Consider the following 18,391-nt stretch of genomic DNA (forward strand, 5'->3'; position numbering starts at 1 on the left):
CGCGCCCTTTTTCGTTTTTTATTGGAGCGAATTGTACTGGAACATCGGTGCATGAGGCCGTCCATGACGCGTTTTCCTTGTCATCGCAGGTTGACTGGGTCAGGTTGCTTTTGCGTCATAAAGCTAACCGCTGTCATGGCACTCTGGTATGTCCAAGGATGTTTGAATGGCGAAGAAAAAATCCAAGCGCGTGAAAAAGGCAGCTCCGGATATGGAGGCGGCCAAGGCACGGTATCTGGCTCACTATAGGGCAGGGCGGTTTGATCAGGCGCTTAATGTTGTTGTTGCGTTAATCAGGCGTGGCGTTGCGCATCCGAACATCTTTTCAGACGCTGCGGTTGCCTCGATTTACTTGGGAAAGTGGGCTGACGCGATTGTCTACGCTGAAAAGGCATTGGCGTTGGACCCATCGAATTTGAGCGCTGCTGATGCGGCAGCACACGCACACGGAGCGTTAAAGCAATGGGAAAAAGCTGCGATCGTTGGGCGAAAGGCGTTGGAGCTGCGGGACGGATTGGTCCCGCGAGATAAGCCCGTTGATCTGCCATTGGCGGAACTGGCCCAAGAAGCGCAAAAGGATGTCATCGCTTTTTCGTTGTTCGGCGGAAACTCGAAATATTGCGAGACGGCAATCCTGAATTGTATCGAACAACCCAGGCTATACCCTGACTGGGTGTGCCGTTTTTACGTCGATGACACCGTCCCTGCTACTGTGATCAAGCGGATCAGATCAGCCGGTGGCGAAGTCTGTGAGGTTGCGCAGGATGTTGCGGCTTGGCCAGGGCCTATGTGGCGTTTTGCAGCCTATGATGATCCTGACGTGCGCCGCGTTATTTTTCGCGATGCAGACTCTGTGATCTCCCAGCGGGAAGCCGCTGCGGTAAAAGAGTGGATCAACGACGAAACAGGTTTTCATGCGATGCGCGATATTGGCACACATACAGAACTGTTGCTGGCAGGGTTGTGGGGGGTGAAAAAGGGTGCGCTGCCATTGATGGCCGATATGGTCACTGATTTTCTAAGAAAGCCGGTGGAAGACTCGCACTTTGCAGATCAATATTTCCTGCGATCCTACGTGTGGCCATACGCGAGAAATAGCCTCACGCAGCACGATTCCGTCTTTGGATTCTTGGATGCCAAACCATTTCCCGATGGGGAGCGCCCCGATGGTTTCCACGTGGGTTTTGCTGAAGGGGCGATGGTTATGGCTATCACATCTGAACATCCTGACGGTACTGATTTGAACTGGGTGCTGACCGATCGCCGTCCGCAGACAGCACATGTGATTTGCCGCTATCAAGGCAAGGTACAGGGTGGAAAGGTGACAGCAAACATTCCGGCGCGCTATGGGAAGATGCTGCAAACGGGCGAGATGTCGATCACGTTAGAAGGCACGCCTTAACGCTCTCGCAATGCCTCGGCCGCTTTGTTCAATGGTTTGAGCAAATATTGCAGAACCGTCCGGCTTCCTGTCAGGATTTCGGTCGAAGTAGTCATGCCGGGAATGATCGAAAGCTCTTTTCCGTCGGGCGTTGTGAAGAAAGTACGCTCCGATTCAAGCGTGACGGCGAAATAGTATTCACCTTTTTGCAGTTCATCCTGAAATGAATCCGGTGAAACGCGCAGAACCCTTGCTTCCAAATCCCCGTAGATTGAAAAATCATAGGCAGTGACTTTTATCCGCGCGATTTGATCCGGCGCGATAAAGGCGATGTCCCGCGGGCTGAAGCGGGCTTCGATCAACAGGCGATCTTCTATCGGGACAATCTCCATCACCGTCCCGTTAGGAGGCAATACGCCACCGCCCGCGGTACTGACCAGAATTTCTTGCACCACACCGCGTCGTGGGGACCGCAGTTCGTTGCCAACAAGCAGCTCACGTTGAGCGGCCAGCCTGATATTCAACTGGATCGCCGTACGGTTCACTTCGTCCAACTGGATTTGTAAGTCGCTTTTGTAAGACTGGCGCAGATTGTTCAAATCTGTCTCAATCGACGCGATCTTTTGCTGAAGGCGCAGCCGCTCGATCTCGGTACTTCCGCCCAATGCAGATGCCCGCTGGAAAATCTCTTGCTCCTGAAGAAGCAAAGCGCGTTCGCCTTCAAGGTCGCTCACGTTCTGGGTATGTGAAAAACGCATCTCATTGAACAGGGCTGTCTTTTGCCGAACAAGATCTTCTTCTTGGCGTAAGTCTTCTGACAGCGATAGGGTGCTTTTGTCCTGCAGCAAGGTGGTCAGAAGCTGCTGCTGCGCTCTTGCATCATTGAGGCCCGCCTGAATTTCTTCGCGTTCCGCCTCAATGCGGGTGGTGTCAAGAACGGCCAGCAGCTGACCTTCGGCAACAACATCGCCTTCGGCCACCAACAATTGCACAACGCGGCCCCCTTGCACGCTTTGTACCAGCTGTTTCTGTGAAGAGGGGATCACGCGACCGGAACCAATCGCGACCTCGTCCAATGTCGACCCTGAGGCCCAAAGCAAAAATGCTATCACCACCACGGTAATCGTCACAATAATACGCTTTTGGCCGCGGCCAGCGACTTTTTTGAATTCTGCTGAACTGGCCATTCTAAGCGGTCCTCGGCTTGTTGAGCTGATCAAGAATTTCCTGCTTCGGACCGTCCAGGACGATCCGTCCTTCGTTGATCACGACCAACCTGTCACACATCTCAAGCGGTTTAAGGCGATGCGTAGCGATCACGACTGTCCGACTGGAGGCCCATTCCTTCAATGAAGCAATAAAAGTGGCCTCTGTCTGGTCATCCATTGAGGCTGTGGGTTCATCCAGCAGCAGAATGGCTGGGTCCCGCAGGATCGCCCGCGCCAGCAACAGTGACTGCTTTTGCCCTCCGGACAGACCGGCGCCTGCTTCGTTGATGGGGAGGTCAAGCCCGCGCGGATTGTTTTTGATAAGTGTCAGCACACCCGCTACATCGCAGGCAGCCATCATTTCTTCATTCGTAGCAGACGGTCGTGCAATCAAAAGGTTGTCCCGAATGGTCCCGCGTAAAAGGGACGATCCTTGGGCCTGATATCCAATTGCGCGCCGCAAATCAGCAGGATGGGTCAAAGACATTTCTGTGTTGTCGAGTAGGGCGGTGCCGTCTGATGGTTCCGCCAGACCGGACAACAGGCGCAATAACGTGGATTTTCCCGATCCGATACGTCCCACGATCCCGACCTTCTCTCCGTATTTTATATCGAGCTTGGGAATGATCAAGGATAAGTGTTCAGTTTCATTATAAGAGTACCGAACGCCCTTCAGGCTGATGTCCGGCGCTTGTAATTCGCGGCGCATGTGCTGCGCGCCCGGCGTGTCCGCGTCGCGCTTCATCATTTCGTCGATGCTGCGTTTGGCGATGATGCTGCCTTGTATTGCACCCATGACTGCAGAAACCTGCGCAAGCGGTGCGATGGATCGGTTCGCCAGAATAGAGCAGGCGATCACCTGTCCCATCGTAAGATCGCCGCCAATGACATTGATAGCCCCAAGGATAACAACGCTGATATACGCAAGCTGTTGAATTGATTGAGTGGAGTTCGTAAGGAAATTGCGCCATCTGCGCTGTTGGTTGTTGATATCATTGCCCACGCCAATGGTCCGGTCCCACCGCAACTGCATTGTGTTTTCGGCTTGGTTGAGCTTGATTTCGTCGGATTTCAGAACGGTTTCGACAATCAGCCCGTTGCGCAATGATGCCTCTTCCAAACCGGCTTTCGCCAAACGCGCTAACGGGAATTGAGCAATCAGCCCGATGAACAAAACGACGGGGATCGCGGCCAATATCGGATAAACAAGGTAGCCGCCGATCATGTAAATGACGATCACGTAGATAAAAAGGAATGGCAGATCGATTGCCGCGCTGAGCATGGAAGAAGAAATCGCCTCTCGGATTTGGTTGATTTCGCGGATTTGTGCAGCCATTGACCCCAGACTTTGAGGGCGTGCGTCGCTTTTCAGGTCCAGCATGTGCGCGAACACACCGCCGGAAATTTTCAGGTCCACTTCGCGCCCGATGTCGTCAATCAAAGACGCCCGCTGTAGCCGCAATATCAGCTCGAAAATCACGGCAATAATCACGCCAACCGCCAGTACTGTCAGCGAGTTGATAGATTGTGCAGGGATTACCCGGTCCCACACCTGCAAGGCAAACAGTGATGCTGCGACCGCCAAAAGGTTGCCAATCAACGCTGCCAAAATCAGATAGCGCAAACTTTTGCTCAGAGGTTTCAAGGAACCCCAGAACCAGTTCTTTTTGTTGTCAAATGCAGTGTCCGCATCCCAGACATCAAGCGGTGTCTTATCCTCGAATGCGATTCCTCCCGCGAAGAGCTTGCGCAACCGTTTGTGCGTCAATGTGGTTTCTTCAGCGACGCCTTCGGAATTGGTTTGCACGACCCGAAAGTCGCCGCGCATGGTTTTCCCGATAATAACAAAGGGGAACTTCTCATGGCTCCAGCACAACAAAGGCGCATTCCGCGCGGCGCGTTTTAGGTCTTTGACCTCAATAAACACGGTGTCTTTGCCAAAGGCTTCGCCAATCGCAGGCGCGGCAAGGTACATCGCACCGTTTTCCTGAATGAGGCGTGACACGGGATCAGATATTTTTCTAGGATCATAGCTTGTGCCGAAGTGCGCGGCCAAAGTTTCAGCCGCTATCAGCCAACTATTGAGCGACCCCGCATTGGCAGCAGAGGTGGAAGTCGACGTCATTTAGGTGCTCGGTAAAGTTTGTTCGAGGCGAGATTTGTGGCCATCACGTAGCGCAGCTGTGCAATCAGGTTCTTTCGACGCGCCTCATCCAGATCCACCTGCGCTTCATAGATACGCTCCTCGGCGTCCAATAAATCTCGCAGCGACCTGGTTCCGACTTCGTACTCACTCAACATGACATCGCGTGTCTTGATGCTAAGGCGCAAAATCTCTTTGCGTTGTTGAACTTGCTGCTCACTCGTATTCAAACTCGTAACGGATTGCACAGCTTCAAGGCGGGCCAAACGAATTTCTTCTGACCGCCGGCTTTGGGCAATCGATACATCGATCTCAGCATTCTTAACGCGCTCTTTCCTGCCGCCCCCAAGAGAGAACACTTCGGAAATTTCCGGACCTGCTGATAAGCCGGTTCCATTGATCCCTTCGCCCTTACGTAGATCAATCCCGACACCAAGCTTTACGCCGATGCGCGGAAGTATACCGGCAGACGCGGCTGCAAGGGCGTATTGCGCTTCTTCCACCTTGGTCTGGAGCGATACGATGCGCGGAAAAGAGATGAATTCAATTTCTGAAAGTGGTATTTTCTTGGTAGATAAGGCTTCGCGCACGCCACTGATCGGAACAACGCTTTTTGGCATCACGCCCAGTTTGGATGCCAATGCGTCTTTAGCATTTGATTGCTCAGAACGCGCTTCGATCAATGCTGTATCGGCCTGGATCAGAGCGGTTTCGACTTCGTTCACATCAACGCTTGATGCCAACCCAATTTCCGCTCGGCCGCGAACGGCCTGCTCAAGTGAACGAACACTGCTGACGTAGTCATGTGCTGAATCGACTCTTGAATTTTCGACGGAGACTGCGATGTAGCTTTCCAGCGTTTCTTCGACAGAATCCTCGATCTCTACGATCAGGTCAAACTGCGATCCCTTGATTGCAGCCACTGAACCGTTCAGCTTCGCCGCGCGCTCACCAAAATCAAACAGGGTGTAACGGATGCCCGCATTCGCAACAGCAAATGTGTCTTCGTCAATGCTTGGTGATAGATTGGCATATAGCTCTGGATAGAACCCCGCGCGCGCAATGGTGATATCATTGCCTTTTTGACGAATATCCAACTCAGCAGCGACTACTTCTGTAGACCTCAAAATGCCCAGCCGAACCGCGTTATCAACGCTTAGCGGTCTGGTAGAGATTTTTACGTCGCCAACATTGCGATCAACGGCTAATGGGCGTTTTGGATCGGCGTTCTCGATAGCTTGGCCTGCACATCCGGAAAGTGTTAAGCCAAGGACGGCAGGCCCGATAAATTTTATCACATTCACGATTGATTGACCTACAAAATGCTTCCGACCGAAGTGTGCGCGTTGCAAGAGTTTCCTTGCCTTTCTTCGATACCTCGCAAATCTGCTATATTCAAGTTTATCGGCACTTTGCGGCCCATCGTGGCTGCTTCGGTCTGTGCGGGATCAAACCACGCGTATCTCGGTTCGCGTTATATCTGCGGGTCCGCTCTGCCAACGTCTGTCTGACGTTAGGTGGCAGGCCCATCAATCACAACAGCTTCAACGTCGATGACCGCACACGTCGAGAGCGCCTATTTTGCCTGCTCTCGCCATCAGGGTACACACTGCGCAGCGATCCAAGCGCACCTGCATTGCCTTGATGACACTCGGAAACAGAGTAATTCAATACGATGCCACCCCCGACAATGGGGCTAATCGCCTAATGACGCTGTCCGGGTCAGGACAAAGAGAAGGGCGCGGCAGTGTTTGTCCCTTTTCAACGATAGGCGAGGATAGAACGTCCAAAACAGATACCGACATGGTTGGGGTCGCCAAAATTCGAGGGTTCTGATCGCGGATTTTTAGGTACGGTTCAACGCCTGCTGCATACCAATCCCGCACCGCCAAATTCATCTGCCGATTGTGCGCCGCTTGCGCGTTAGAAACCGCATCAGAAACGATCTAGGCCATGCCGTTGCTCATCTGCTCGATGAATGCACCAGTTCTTGTCTGGATCTTGTGGGGCAGAGCGATATCAAATTCTGGAATTTCAGCGCCGGATGTCTGTTTCGGTCAAGGAACGGCCTACGAATATTTTTGTGACATGCATACATTCGCCGACTCACAACCGTTGAACAACCGACTACTCAAATTGAGCCTTCGGTATAGGCTACATGTTAAGGTGCCTCATATTTTACATAATTGCTCCACAAGAATGCCCGCATAGGTTGTTCTTAGTGAATCGCACTTCACTATAACGGTACACAATGAAGGTGAGTTTATACATGCGGATACTGGCGATTGATGATGACCCAATAATTCTTGACACTATTAACCACTATCTACCTGAAGATCAGAATTATGTGCTGGACTGTCACGCCTCGGCGGAGAGCGCGCTTGCGTCACTGAAAGCGTCGCAATTAACTTATGACTGTATCCTGCTGGACATCATGTTGCCTGGCACCGATGGGATTGAATTTTGTCAGGTTTTACGTGGGATGAAGCAGTATAGTGCTACCCCGATCCTGATGATCACCGCTAATCGTGAACCCGGTCTGATGCAGCGTGCATTCGACGCTGGCGCCACTGATTTCCTTCCAAAGCCGCTTAATGCAATTGAATTGAGAGCACGGGTCATTAGTGCCGGCATGCTTAACGAAAGCATTGCAACTGCAAATGATGCCCGACAAGAGCTGAGCAAACTCACGAACATGAGGTTCGATTACATTCCAAACATAGGCGTAGAAGGTGTTTATGACATTCGAACTCTGGAGAACCACCTATTGCGATATCCGCCCGGATGTTATGCGATGTCGCTCATAAGTTTGAAGGTCGACGCATTGTGGCACATTTTCAATCCGAAAGAACCGTCACTGTTTCTTGAGGGTCTCAGGCACTCTGCTCAAGCGTTTTCTGCTGTGATGGGGGCGGAGACTGCAAAAATAGCTTATGTCGGAAAAGGATGTTTTGTCGGCATAATTCATGGGCGAAAACGAATTAATACTTCAGAGCTGACCAATCGCTTCGATCAGGAGCTCTCAGTGCTTTGGGATCAAAAGGCGACAGCCATGCTGAGCCCCCCGAAGGGCAAAATTAAATTGGTCTCAGATCAACGGTTCTGGTCCGGATTGTCCATTGGTAACAAATTGCGGGAATTCGCACCAATTTCCGAAGAGGCTTTCACGCCAAGCTCGCGCTTAGAGGACAACATATTCACTGAGCTGGCGTGGTAATTTCTCTTTCGTAGATGCACTCGAAAAGCCTTTTGCAGACATCCACTGTTAATGCGGTCTAAATTGCGGTTCGGTGTAACAACCGACCTGATCCCCAGAAATGTCCGGCGTTTAGGGTAAGGCTGTTCTCCAACAAGGAGACAGACAATGAAGAGAAGCCGTTTCAGCGAAGAACAAATTATTGGGAAAGTGAAAGAGCATCAGGCGGGGCTTGGTGCGAAGGAGTTGTGCCGCAATCATGGCGTCAGCAATGCGAAGTTTTACAAGTGGCGGTTTAAGTATGGCAGTATGGTCGCTGGACGTTGTGCCAGCAGAATATGCTACCCGGTCAAAGGAAGACCAAAACCTGAACAGAGCTGACTTAAATTAGCGGACTCTCAGGGGGCAGGTCAGAGGTTCAATGTCGAGCACCTCGATTCAGGAAATCGTCGACTAAGAATTCCTACTAAAAAGCGGGGTGTTTTGCGTACATCCCTGTAACACCAAAATGAACGAAATTTTTGGTGATTGTCGCGAAGGCAGAGAAGAACACTACCAGAACGTAATTGTAAAATGCCCGGTGAAATGGCGATCCGTAAATCGTCACATATTCATGTGGATCATTGAAAATAAATGGGGGTGAGTAGGCGAATCGAACTCCTGTACACGGATTTGAAAGACTAGGCATGATATTGATTTATATAGTAAATCTGACTAGATGAAGCTGGAAAAAGGCCGGAACATATCAAGAATATTTAGAAGGGAATAACTTGTTCTAGGTGGTTTTTAAGTAGCTGCATCAGACGGTTCCTTGATTTTTTGCAATCAGAAGTTTTAAAGTTTGCGGATATATATTTAATAATCGGCCATTTCAGCATCATGTTTATATTTCTATTACGTATTTTTAGTTTCAAATCCAAAACCCATATTCGATCTGTACCGCGTAGTTCAGAGTCAGAGGGATTCCATTCTCAGGCTCGCGGTTACACGTCTCAACGGCAGATGAAGAGGAGCTTGCGCGTTGTTGAAACGGTAGCAAGCGAACCGGAGATTGAGCAGGATCAACCTGCTACGCTAACTGGAAAGTGTTATGTCATTGATGGAGACACAATTCAGATTGGAAAGGTTCGATTGCGGCTCGCAGGCATCGATGCACCAGAAATGGAGCATCCTTGGGGGAAAAAGGCAAAGTGGGAATTGGTAAAAATGTGCAAAGGCCAAACTATTACCGCCGAGCTTGAACCGGACATTTCTTACGACCGTGTTGTCGCGACTTGCTACCTTCCAGACGGTCGAGACCTGAGCGCAGAAATGGTCAAGATCGGTCTAGCAATCGATTGGCCCAAATTTTCTGGCGGAAAGTATGCGCCTTTTGAGCCAGATGGGGTAAGGAAGAAGCACTGGAAGGCGGCAGCCAAGCAGCGTGGACATATGGCGGTTTTTAACAAGTAGACCTTTAGAAACCGCAGCAGTTCATTATTTCCAGTCATATTCGGCCCGGACCTGCCGTTCATCGCCAATATCAATCGCTGTTGTGCGGCCCGTCGCAGCGGACTTTCGCTACAGCTACAAAATATCAGGTACGCGAACTTAAAGTCTGCGGGACTTTCCCGATCTTCGCCTTGATTGGCTTAATCGTCGTTGTCGGCGCAGCTTTCGCCTTCCTGACATTCGTCTATCGCGCAGCATTTTGCCTTTGAACTCGCTGCTCAGTGGGACAAATCAACCACTGGACAGTTCATCATTTCATTTTGCGGATAGGTAAAACTTCCTCACACATCCCCGATGTCAAGAAATCACCTGATGGCAAAAAAAGACGAGTTCACCCCTTGCCAAATAGCCTAAATCTGGACTTTCCGACTTTGGGCTTGGCGCCGAACTGGACACCGCATTCCTTAAAGAAACTGCGCATCTGTGGGGTGAGAAGACCGCGTCCAGCAGCGTTTTGCGGCAAGCCAAATCCGCCGCCATAGTTAATCTCGACGATCACTGGGCCGTCTTTAGTGATTGCGATGTCAGTCGATTGATACCGGATCGGCGCAAAGAGCCGTGCCGCGCGTTCATTCAGCTCGCGTAATGCGTCCCAATGGGGCAGTCTCTTACCCATCCAGCCCGCAAGTGTGGGGTGGTCTTCAAGAAAAACTATTTCGGGACCACTGCGGGTCACCACGGTTTTGACCTCGCCGGTTTCGGTGTCTATTTCACAGGCAATGTTTCCGCCGCGCCAGAGCGTGTCGGCAATCTGGTCTCCTTGCGGCATGGAGATGACCGCGAACGGGCAATCGACACGGTCGGTTTGCACCAGATTGACCATGCGAATGGTGGCGAGCGCCGAACAAAAAGGCGCGATATCTTCATGGTTTTCAAGTTTTACTTGAAGCAGGTAGGCGTTATCACCCAAAAATGAGGTCATGAAATCTGCATATGTCATCGGTGCCTGCCCAACACATGAGATATGGGTTTGATCGGCGTCTTTGACGCTGAAGGCGCCAAAGCTGACCATGCCGTCAACAATCTTGCCAAAGAGTTTCGTGTTGCCAAGGCTGAGGATCAAATCGCGCAAATCTTCGGGGTTCGAGATTTTTTGCACTCCAGGATAGAGGCGCGGTGAGGTGTCGATCACGGCTACGGTCTCGGGTGCGGAGGCACCGCCAGCATTCAGGATTGTTCCTGCTAGAACTTTGTCTTCTGCGGCACTGCTCCAACCCTGGTTGTTGCAGGCATGGGCGATAGGCCAATGAAGCGAGTTCGAGATGAATTGCGCGCGCTGATCTTCGGTGTAGCGATCCTCGTAAAAGAGGCCCCACCGGATGTATTCGGAAATATTTATTTTGGCGTCGCTGCTCGAAATTCGGGAGAACTCCATCCCCAGTTTGACTGGTGAGCGGCCTGTTTTATTTGCGGCATAGGCCAACATGTCGCTTAGCTTGCCATTGTCTACCTGCGCGAATGCTGCCTTGTCTTTTTCTGCTGCTGTGATGGGTGTTTGAATAGTCATGTGAGCCTCTTAAAGCTGTCGAAATCGCAAGAGTGTAGCCGATATAGAAACAGATATTTGAAAAGGGTGACCAAATTTGGGCGAGACAGGTTTTCGAACGTTTGGGTTTTACAGGAACACTGTGCTGAGTGGGAGCTAAAGTTCTCGTTTCCCCAGGTCTATGCTTGCGCAGCGAACTTCCGCTTCCCGCCCATTAAAGCATCAAGATCAAGTTGTTCACTTCCTACTGTCCGATGATTAGTCGTGGTTTTCGGAGCCAAGGCGCTCGCAGCGGCGCGGAGGTGCGTTTAAATCGAGCGGCTCGGTGCTTCCCTGACCGCTGGGTGCTGCGGACGCAAGCTGCTCTTCTAGCGTTGTTTTCTGGGGGGACACGAAGTGCTGACCTCAATCCAATGCCGTAACCGGCACACAACATAAGCCTTTCGCCCTCGGAGACGTAAGTATCGGAGAGGGCGAGAGGCGGGCAGATATCTACTACTCTGATGGTATATCCTCTTAGTGGTGACCCCTGACCAAGGTGGCCGGAATTTTGTGCGGGGCTGTGAATCTTTGGGTAAGGTTTGTCTCTTGTCATCGATGGGGGCGCAATCCGGCCTTTTAGGCCTAAGAATTGATTGTGCTCATTGGTTCGGCGTGATCTCGCGCCGCTGATTCATAGTAACGAATTATTACAATGCTTGTCTGCATCTAGTGGTGATTCCTGAGATTTTTCTGTTGCTAGATTCCATGTGGTTGTCTTTGCTCGAACCGATAGTGAGGAAAGAAATATGTCGGGGTCATCGGTTGAACAACGTGCGTTGAGCTTGCTCAGCTCGTTCGAGAAAGCAGGTAGAACGGTCAGTCGTGTCACAATTGAGGGCAGGAAAATCGAACTGGTGCTATCTGTTGGACCAACGGCTGACGAGTTCGAGAGGACTGATATGCGCTATCCCAAAACGTGAGCTTCCAAAGCATGTGTACCGGCAGAGAAACGGGCTGGATTTTCAGGGGCGGGGATGGCCCTCGCGCAAATTTCAGGATGAGTTTCAAACGGCAGAATTCTGGCAAGAATATGCGGACATTTTAAATGGTGAAGCACCGCCAAAGCGGGTCAATGCCCGGAACTTCGGCGCGTTGGTCAAGGACTATCGCAGTTCGCACCGCTATAAGAGGCTAAAGCCTCGAACTGCTCTGGATTATGATAAGTACTTGGATTTCTTTCTTTCGATCATGGCGGATGCAAATCCATGCAATATGAAGCGGAAAGACGTTATCAAGCTTCGTGACGCAAACGCGGAGAAAGCGTACTTCGCTAATTATTCTCTGCGTGTACTTCGTGTACTCATGGAGCACTGCGTTGATTTGGGGTGGCGCGAAGCAAACCCAGCTAAAGGCGTTCCAGAGATTAAAGCTAAGAAAGTCGCACGAGAGCCTTGGCCCCGCGATTTGTTAGACGCTTACCGGAACTCTTGTCCGCTTGGCTCGCGGGAAAGGCTCGTTATGGAGCTTTGCCTCGGCACAGGGCAGAGGATCGGGGACGTTCTAGAAATGCGCTGGTCCGACATTCAAGACGGTGCGTTTGCCATACGGCAGAATAAGACGGGCAAAGAGCTTTGGGTTCCAATCCTTCCAGAACTCAACGCCGCACTTGATGCTGCCAGCCGTCATTCAGTTTTCATCCTGACCAATGAGCGCGGCACAAACCGCTGGTCTTATCGCGGTGCCTCGCAGGCTGTCCGTAAGATTAGGGAACAGGTTGGGGCGCTGGACTTTGATATTCACAGTTGGCGCTATAACGCGGCTTGCGAGCTTCTCGAAGCTGGGTGCAGTGATGATCTCATCGCGGCTGTGACGGGGCAAAGCCCTGCGATGGTTCTGCACTATACCAAAAAAGTTCGGCAGAAGATGCGAGCCATTCAAGCACAGCAAAAGAGAACGGAACAAAAACAGAATGTTTAGACGTTCAATCGGGCTGGATCATTCGATCTGCTAAGTCATTGAAAGTAAATGGAGGCGAGTAGGAGAATCGAACTCCTGTACACGGATTTGCAATCCAGTGTATTTAGCCACAAAAACAGATGCTTAGGATCAAGAAAGTATCAGGACATTTGGCGAACAAGAAGCGAACCTGATACCTGCGTTTTGACAGGCTTAAAACCATGAGTGGCATGGCGTTGATCTGGGCCGCGAATGTCAAAGGTCTGAAACCAGCCGCCAAGATTGTGCTGATCCAACTGGCAGACTTCCACAACAAAGAAACCGGCCAGTGCAATCCCAGTGCCCAGCGGTTGGCGGATGAATGCGAAATGGGCCGCGCAACGCTGTTCCGTCACATGACGACCTTGGAAGAATGCGGCCTCGTCACGCGCCACGCTCGTGGCGATGGCGAGGGCGGGCGCGGGTCCAATCAGTATGAGTTGCACCTTGATATCACGCTTGGTCCAAGCGCCCGCCCGAAGGGGGGCGTGAGCGGCCCTGATGGAGTTGAGTCTCAAAATGAGACGGGGGGAAACGTCTCAAAAATGCGGGGGAAAAGTCCCAGCGTTGAGACGGGGGTAGTCTCAAATCGGGACAGAAACCTTACCATTGAACCTGTAAAAGAACCTCCTTCGCGCAAGCGCGAGGCGGCGGAGGATGAAGAAGCTGAGAAGATTTTGGCAGCATATCCACCCGACCGACTGCGGAACAAGGCGGCGTGCCTTGCCCAGATCGAAGAGGCCTTGAAGGACGGGATCGCACCGGAGGATATGCTGCAAGCCGTCCAAGCCTACGCCACCGACAGCGCAGGGTTCACCCGGTCCAAGGTCTGCTTTTCCGACAACTGGTTTCAGTCACGGCGCTGGCAGGCCTATGTCGAGAAGCAGGCAGAAGACCGAGAGAAGGCGGCAGCGTTGCAGGCCGATCATCATGCGCGGCTGGCCGGCTGGATCTGTGACTGCAGCCCGATGTGCAAACACATCACAGCTCCGCAGGTGACGGTGTTGCTCGCCTCAAAGCTGGTGACGCAAGCGCAAATCCAAGCCGCTGGCCTTAGATCATGACCACAACCGATCCGACCACAGAGCAAACAGCAAGGTTACCCACCGATTACATCGGCGGGACTTGTGAGGGGCGGCCTGCCTCCCCTTCAAACCCCAACCAGACGCGCGACGAGCGCGTCAAAGAGGGCCTTTCCGAGACTGTGATCTTTCGATGCACAGTTGCGGAGAAGGCAGCACTTGTCGCCAAGGCAGACGCGGCTGGACTGCCCAACGCCACGCTGATGCGAGAGGCCTTGGGGCTGGTCCAAGCGCGGCGGCGCAAGCCCGTGCCGCGTGTTGATCCGCTTTTGACCGTTGCCGTTGCCCGTGTCGGGGGCAACCTCAACCAACTCGCTCGCTGGATCAACGGGGCCGTTAAATCTGGCCGCGCAAGCAACATTGACGCCCTCAAGGTCAGCGTGCGCCTTGCCGCGATAGAACGCCAGCTTGCGCAGATCATTGGCCAGCACAGTGAGGGCCAGCAATGATTATCTCGTTCTTTTCGTCCGGCACAGGCGGCGGTGCGGCCCCGGTGAATTACCTGACTGCGCGAGAGGTTTTGGCCTACGATGAAAACCGCAATTTGATCCGCGATGACTACGGCCAGCCGCAGACCAAAATCCGCGACCCGCTGCCCGAAGTTCTGCACGGCAATCCCGACCGGACGCGGGATTTGATTGACGCCAGCGCAAACAAATGGAGCTACACCGCTGGCGTGGTTAGCTTTGCGGACAGCGACCAGCCTTCTGAGGACGCCCAGCAAGAGGCCATTGAGCTATTTGAGGCTCTGGCCTTTGCGGGGCTTGAGGCAGATCAATATGACTGCCTTTGGGTGCGCCACGTCCACGAGGGCAATGTGGAGCTGCACTTTTGCACGCCGCGTTTGGAACTGGCGACGGGCAGGGCACTGAATGTCGCACCGCCGGGGCATGAGACGGCGTTCAGCACATTGCGCGACGTGTTAAACAAGACCCATGGTTGGGCCGACCCGATGGAGCCTGACCTTGCCCGCGATTTCAAACTGGTGCGCGAAAGTGCTGAGCGTGCCGAGGCCCGTCAGGTCATCGTGTCCGCGCTATATGACCAGATTGACGCGGGCCTGATCACCGACCGTGCATCCATGGTCGCCTTCTTTGAAGACACAGGCTTCGAGGTCACGCGCCAAGCCGCAAAATCAATCAGTGTACGCGACCCTGAATTTTCAAAACCGTTCAAACTCGAAGGCGTTCTCACCCATGAAAACTGGTCCCCAACCCGACACGCAGAAATCGCGGCTGAGTATGAAACTGGCGCAGATGCAAAAAGAACAAGAAGACTTGATGGCATCTCACATGACAGCCTTCGTGCAGACCTCGCAGACCATGTTGAACGACGCGCAGACTACAATGAAGAACGATACGGCGCACTTTCTGTTTCACAACAGGAACTTGTTCGAGGAACGGATCGAATTGATCAAGAATTGGCTGAGGTTCTCACCTTGGATCATCACGGGGATCATCGTGACGGGGATCGCCTTGATGATGGTCGCGAGCTGGCTTTGGACAGTCCAGCTGACACGCTCGGAACTGACGGAGCTGGGCCTGACGCGGATCGACAGGGAGGACGGGACATGGCTGGTGCTGGACCCGACCAAGATGCGCCTGAGGACTTGCATGCTGGGCGGCAGATCAGTGACCTGCATCAAGATCGAGGAGAATTAGATGGCACCCCCCCTGACAGCCTTGGAACGCGACTTGCTCGCCTGCGTCGAGCGGTTGGTGACGGCCTGCGAGGTCTCAGCGCAGGAATTGAACGGGTTAGAGGCACGCTCGACGACGAGGATGCAGAGCCAGATGGATGGATTGGCCGCCTGCGTGTCGGTGCTCATTCAATCGCAAACGGCATCCGTGGATGCGTTGAACGGCTTGTTGAGCGAGGGGCAGAGCTACGGGACGCTGCGCACGCAACTAGAGACGAGCTTGAAACTAGTGAAGGCCGCCGAGAAGCAGTTGAAAGAGACCTAGACGCCGCAAGGGAGCGGGAAGCGGACCTGAGTCATGGCTACGGATTATAGAATGAAAGGACGAAGATGCGCTTAGACCATGAAATTTTCACCATGAGTTTTGCTCAGGCACGAGATATTGGGATCGACTATCGGGACTATGAAAAAGTTGATTGCTTGCCGACTGGTATGCCCTTGACGGCCATTGCGGGCGTTTGGGGAAACTATGTCAACATCCGTTGCTTGTTTGAGGATGGTGACGGTAATCGGTACCTGCGGATTATTCATCGATGGGGTGACGCAGGCTACATCGTGAAAGAGTTGGGCATTGATGCCAAGGATATTCAGGTCGGACAGGTGTTCCGTTTGTGATTCAATGGCGAAACGGCCAAGTAATCTATTCCGTCTTTTTTTGACGCTTGGAACCCGGGTTTTGGCGATGGGGGCTAGGTTCCAAGCTGTCTGCTCAACGCATTGATGGGTTGAAGTCTAGTGATTTATGTTTAGCAATAGCGATCGGCTGGCATTTTAGAAGCGGTAACATGAAATACGAGTGTCAGAGAGCGAAAGCAAAGCGGTTGAGATTAGCCGCGCGTCGAACACTGCGAGCTGAAATTCGTAAGGACATATTGTTCGGTCGCCTTCAGAGGCTGCCAGAGCGGTTCCGCGGCGTTGTTAGCTTTGAGTGTCCGGAAGTTCTGTCAATTGACCGGAATTTTAACCAAACGATCCAGTTTTTTCTGGAGCTTAAGCAGCTTTCCAAGCAGATCATGAAACGCCGCGAATACCGAAAAACTACCCCAGTTCACTACTCGATTGGTCTCGAAAATCTTGAAACCATTTCTGTGCGCTGCGCGATTATTTTAGCGGCAGAGATTGACCGATTGCGGCGTGTCGCCGGCGACGAATTATTTTATCAAGGTAAGGTCGAGGATGACAGCGAGCCAATCTCATTGCTACGTCAACTTGGTGTCTTTCGGTTAATCGGAAATCTCAAGGAAGGTAGCGCAGTGGAAGAAACGGCTGTAGCGGTTCATGGGCATCGGACCGCCATACCGTTAATGTCTGGCCTTAACTGCGATGAGGAAAAATTTCTTGGATTTGAAAAATCTGTCAGGCAAATTTTTGAGGAGTTTCAAACTACTGACTTTGTTCACAGCAGCATGGCGGAGGCGATGCTCAATGCTACAAATCATGCGTACCTAAGCAAATATTCGCTTGAATACCCGAGCTGTGGAAAACGTTGGTGGGCAGCCGCTGTAATGGACGCTGATCGATCAGAGCTTAAGGTCATTATCTATGATCAAGGACATGGAATTGCCAAGACGTTGCCAACATCTGGCCTTGTTGAGAATATAGAGGTGGCCATTGGTAAGCTTCTGGGAAAGTTGACGAAACTTGTTGATACTCCGGAAGAAATCATGGTGAAGGCAGCCTTGGAGGCAGCCCGAACCAGAACCGGTGACGACAAGAGAGGCAAGGGCTTCAAGGATATACAGGCCCCGGTCAAAGAAGTGAGTGGTTCGACGCTGCGGATCACAAGTGGTCAAGCACAAGTGACACTTGCGGACGGTTGTGATACTGTTTCTTTACCACTCGAGCACCATATAGGTGGTACACTGATAGAATGGATCTTCCCGATCCAGAGCTTTCAGAGAAATTTAACGGAGGCGGCATGATGGTTGTCAACATCGCTGAAGACTTTTCAAGGGTTCCGGCAGGCCGTTATCATCCTAAGGATGGTAACCGAACGGGCGAACGCTTCAGAAACGAGTTTCTGAAGAAATTTTTGGACGAAAGCGAAGAAGAAATTAAAATCAACCTTGATGGGGCCGTAGGCTATCCGTCTTCCTTTTTGGAGGAGGCGTTCGGAGGTCTTGTAAGAGATGGATTCACTCTCGAGGTGCTGAAAAAACGCTTGTCGATCACGACGACAGAAGCGCGCAAGAACCGCTATATCGCCCAGATTTGGCAATATATCGAGGAAGCCAAAGACAAAGCAGTTGCTTGACACCATTGGTCAAGGTCTCGGAATCTTTGCCATCGCCTTCCTCGGCGGCTTGGCAGGGGCCGTTGCGAAACACGTATTTTCATTTCGAGGTAAACGCGTTGATCACAAGACCGCTTCGCGTGACACACTTGAAGATCTCATTGTTGAAGTACTTGATGAGGTACGTGTTTTGGCGGTGGACTATTGGTCCGTTGACGAATGTGACGAACAGAAGGCTTCAGGTGCACGGTTAGTCGCCCTCTGCGACACCCTACCAGAGCTTTATTTGGAACTGTTTGACAACGATATTGAGACAACGCGCGGTCTGGATATCAAACTCAACCGCTTGTCCCGTGTGATTACCGGCGGAACCTTCCAGCAATCGGACAGGAAACTAGACCACTCGGTTATTTCCGAGATGGAGAGGCATCTAATGTCTTTGATGGTTGAAGTTCGCTTGAAAAAAGCACGCTTACCATACCCATGGTACTAAGA

General features: G+C 52.0%; 15 protein-coding genes and 1 pseudogene. 12 read left to right on the forward strand and 4 right to left on the reverse strand.

What is annotated here, in order from left to right; all coding sequences use genetic code 11:
• Positions 1–166 precede the first annotated feature (166 nt).
• Positions 167–1,402 carry a M48 family metallopeptidase gene (locus tag K3757_RS05220; protein WP_259999908.1) on the forward strand — a complete coding sequence of 412 codons (1,236 nt, stop codon included), beginning with the start codon at positions 167–169 and terminating at the stop codon, positions 1,400–1,402.
• Here the strand turns inward: K3757_RS05220 and K3757_RS05225 are convergent.
• The 3 genes from K3757_RS05225 to K3757_RS05235 are packed head-to-tail and all read right to left on the reverse strand — an operon-like array spanning position 1,399 to position 6,036.
• Positions 1,399–2,568: an HlyD family efflux transporter periplasmic adaptor subunit gene (locus tag K3757_RS05225; RefSeq protein WP_259999909.1), complete on the reverse strand. Its 1,170-nt coding sequence runs from the start codon at positions 2,566–2,568 to the stop codon at positions 1,399–1,401. The two genes, K3757_RS05220 and K3757_RS05225, sit on opposite strands and share 4 nt — an antisense overlap.
• A gap of 1 nt (position 2,569) precedes the next feature.
• Positions 2,570–4,714: an ATP-binding cassette domain-containing protein gene (locus tag K3757_RS05230; protein WP_259999910.1), complete on the reverse strand. Its 2,145-nt coding sequence runs from the start codon at positions 4,712–4,714 to the stop codon at positions 2,570–2,572.
• Positions 4,711–6,036 carry a TolC family protein gene (locus K3757_RS05235; protein ID WP_259999911.1) on the reverse strand — a complete coding sequence of 442 codons (1,326 nt, stop codon included), beginning with the start codon at positions 6,034–6,036 and terminating at the stop codon, positions 4,711–4,713. The genes K3757_RS05230 and K3757_RS05235 overlap by 4 nt, the downstream gene beginning before the upstream one ends.
• A gap of 965 nt (positions 6,037–7,001) precedes the next feature.
• Here K3757_RS05235 and K3757_RS05240 point away from each other — a divergent pair.
• From K3757_RS05240 to K3757_RS05250, 3 genes and pseudogenes are all read left to right on the forward strand, one after another.
• A complete protein-coding gene (locus tag K3757_RS05240) occupies positions 7,002–7,949 on the forward strand; it encodes a PleD family two-component system response regulator (RefSeq protein WP_259999912.1) in 948 nt (315 codons plus the stop codon).
• A 147-nt stretch (positions 7,950–8,096) separates the two neighbouring features.
• Positions 8,097–8,240: pseudogene (locus tag K3757_RS05245) on the forward strand (transposase); the annotation flags it as partial.
• A 702-nt stretch (positions 8,241–8,942) separates the two neighbouring features.
• A complete protein-coding gene (locus tag K3757_RS05250) occupies positions 8,943–9,380 on the forward strand; it encodes a thermonuclease family protein (RefSeq protein WP_259999913.1) in 438 nt (145 codons plus the stop codon).
• A gap of 370 nt (positions 9,381–9,750) precedes the next feature.
• Here the strand turns inward: K3757_RS05250 and K3757_RS05255 are convergent, their stop codons facing one another.
• On the reverse strand, positions 9,751–10,926 hold the full coding sequence (locus tag K3757_RS05255; RefSeq protein ID WP_259999914.1) for a sugar-transfer associated ATP-grasp domain-containing protein: 1,176 nt from the start codon (positions 10,924–10,926) through the stop codon (positions 9,751–9,753).
• A gap of 885 nt (positions 10,927–11,811) precedes the next feature.
• On the opposite strand from K3757_RS05255, the gene K3757_RS05260 reads away from it, so the two are divergent.
• From K3757_RS05260 to K3757_RS05295, 8 genes are all read left to right on the forward strand, one after another.
• Complete coding sequence (locus tag K3757_RS05260; protein ID WP_259999915.1) at positions 11,812–12,864, forward strand: site-specific integrase; 1,053 nt, start codon at positions 11,812–11,814, stop codon at positions 12,862–12,864.
• Positions 12,865–13,064: 200 nt separating this feature from the next.
• On the forward strand, positions 13,065–13,946 hold the full coding sequence (locus K3757_RS05265) for a helix-turn-helix domain-containing protein (protein WP_259999916.1): 882 nt from the start codon (positions 13,065–13,067) through the stop codon (positions 13,944–13,946).
• Positions 13,943–14,413: a MobC family plasmid mobilization relaxosome protein gene (locus K3757_RS05270; RefSeq protein WP_259999917.1), complete on the forward strand. Its 471-nt coding sequence runs from the start codon at positions 13,943–13,945 to the stop codon at positions 14,411–14,413. The genes K3757_RS05265 and K3757_RS05270 overlap by 4 nt, the downstream gene beginning before the upstream one ends.
• Positions 14,410–15,978 (forward strand): relaxase/mobilization nuclease domain-containing protein, encoded by a 1,569-nt coding sequence (locus K3757_RS05275; RefSeq protein ID WP_259999918.1) that lies wholly within the window; start codon positions 14,410–14,412, stop codon positions 15,976–15,978. Before K3757_RS05270 ends, K3757_RS05275 begins: the two co-directional genes overlap by 4 nt.
• A gap of 15 nt (positions 15,979–15,993) precedes the next feature.
• Positions 15,994–16,278 carry a hypothetical protein gene (locus K3757_RS05280; protein ID WP_259999919.1) on the forward strand — a complete coding sequence of 95 codons (285 nt, stop codon included), beginning with the start codon at positions 15,994–15,996 and terminating at the stop codon, positions 16,276–16,278.
• Positions 16,279–16,448: 170 nt separating this feature from the next.
• The gene (locus K3757_RS05285) at positions 16,449–17,585 is read left to right on the forward strand and encodes a hypothetical protein (RefSeq protein ID WP_259999920.1); all 1,137 of its coding nucleotides are present in this window, start codon (positions 16,449–16,451) and stop codon (positions 17,583–17,585) included.
• The gene (locus K3757_RS05290) at positions 17,582–17,917 is read left to right on the forward strand and encodes an STAS-like domain-containing protein (protein WP_259999921.1); all 336 of its coding nucleotides are present in this window, start codon (positions 17,582–17,584) and stop codon (positions 17,915–17,917) included. Before K3757_RS05285 ends, K3757_RS05290 begins: the two co-directional genes overlap by 4 nt.
• The gene (locus K3757_RS05295) at positions 17,910–18,389 is read left to right on the forward strand and encodes a hypothetical protein (protein ID WP_259999922.1); all 480 of its coding nucleotides are present in this window, start codon (positions 17,910–17,912) and stop codon (positions 18,387–18,389) included. The genes K3757_RS05290 and K3757_RS05295 overlap by 8 nt, the downstream gene beginning before the upstream one ends.
• Positions 18,390–18,391: the final 2 nt, after the last annotated feature.

The sequence above is a fragment of the Sulfitobacter sp. S223 genome (assembly GCF_025143825.1).
Taxonomy (GTDB): domain Bacteria; phylum Pseudomonadota; class Alphaproteobacteria; order Rhodobacterales; family Rhodobacteraceae; genus Sulfitobacter.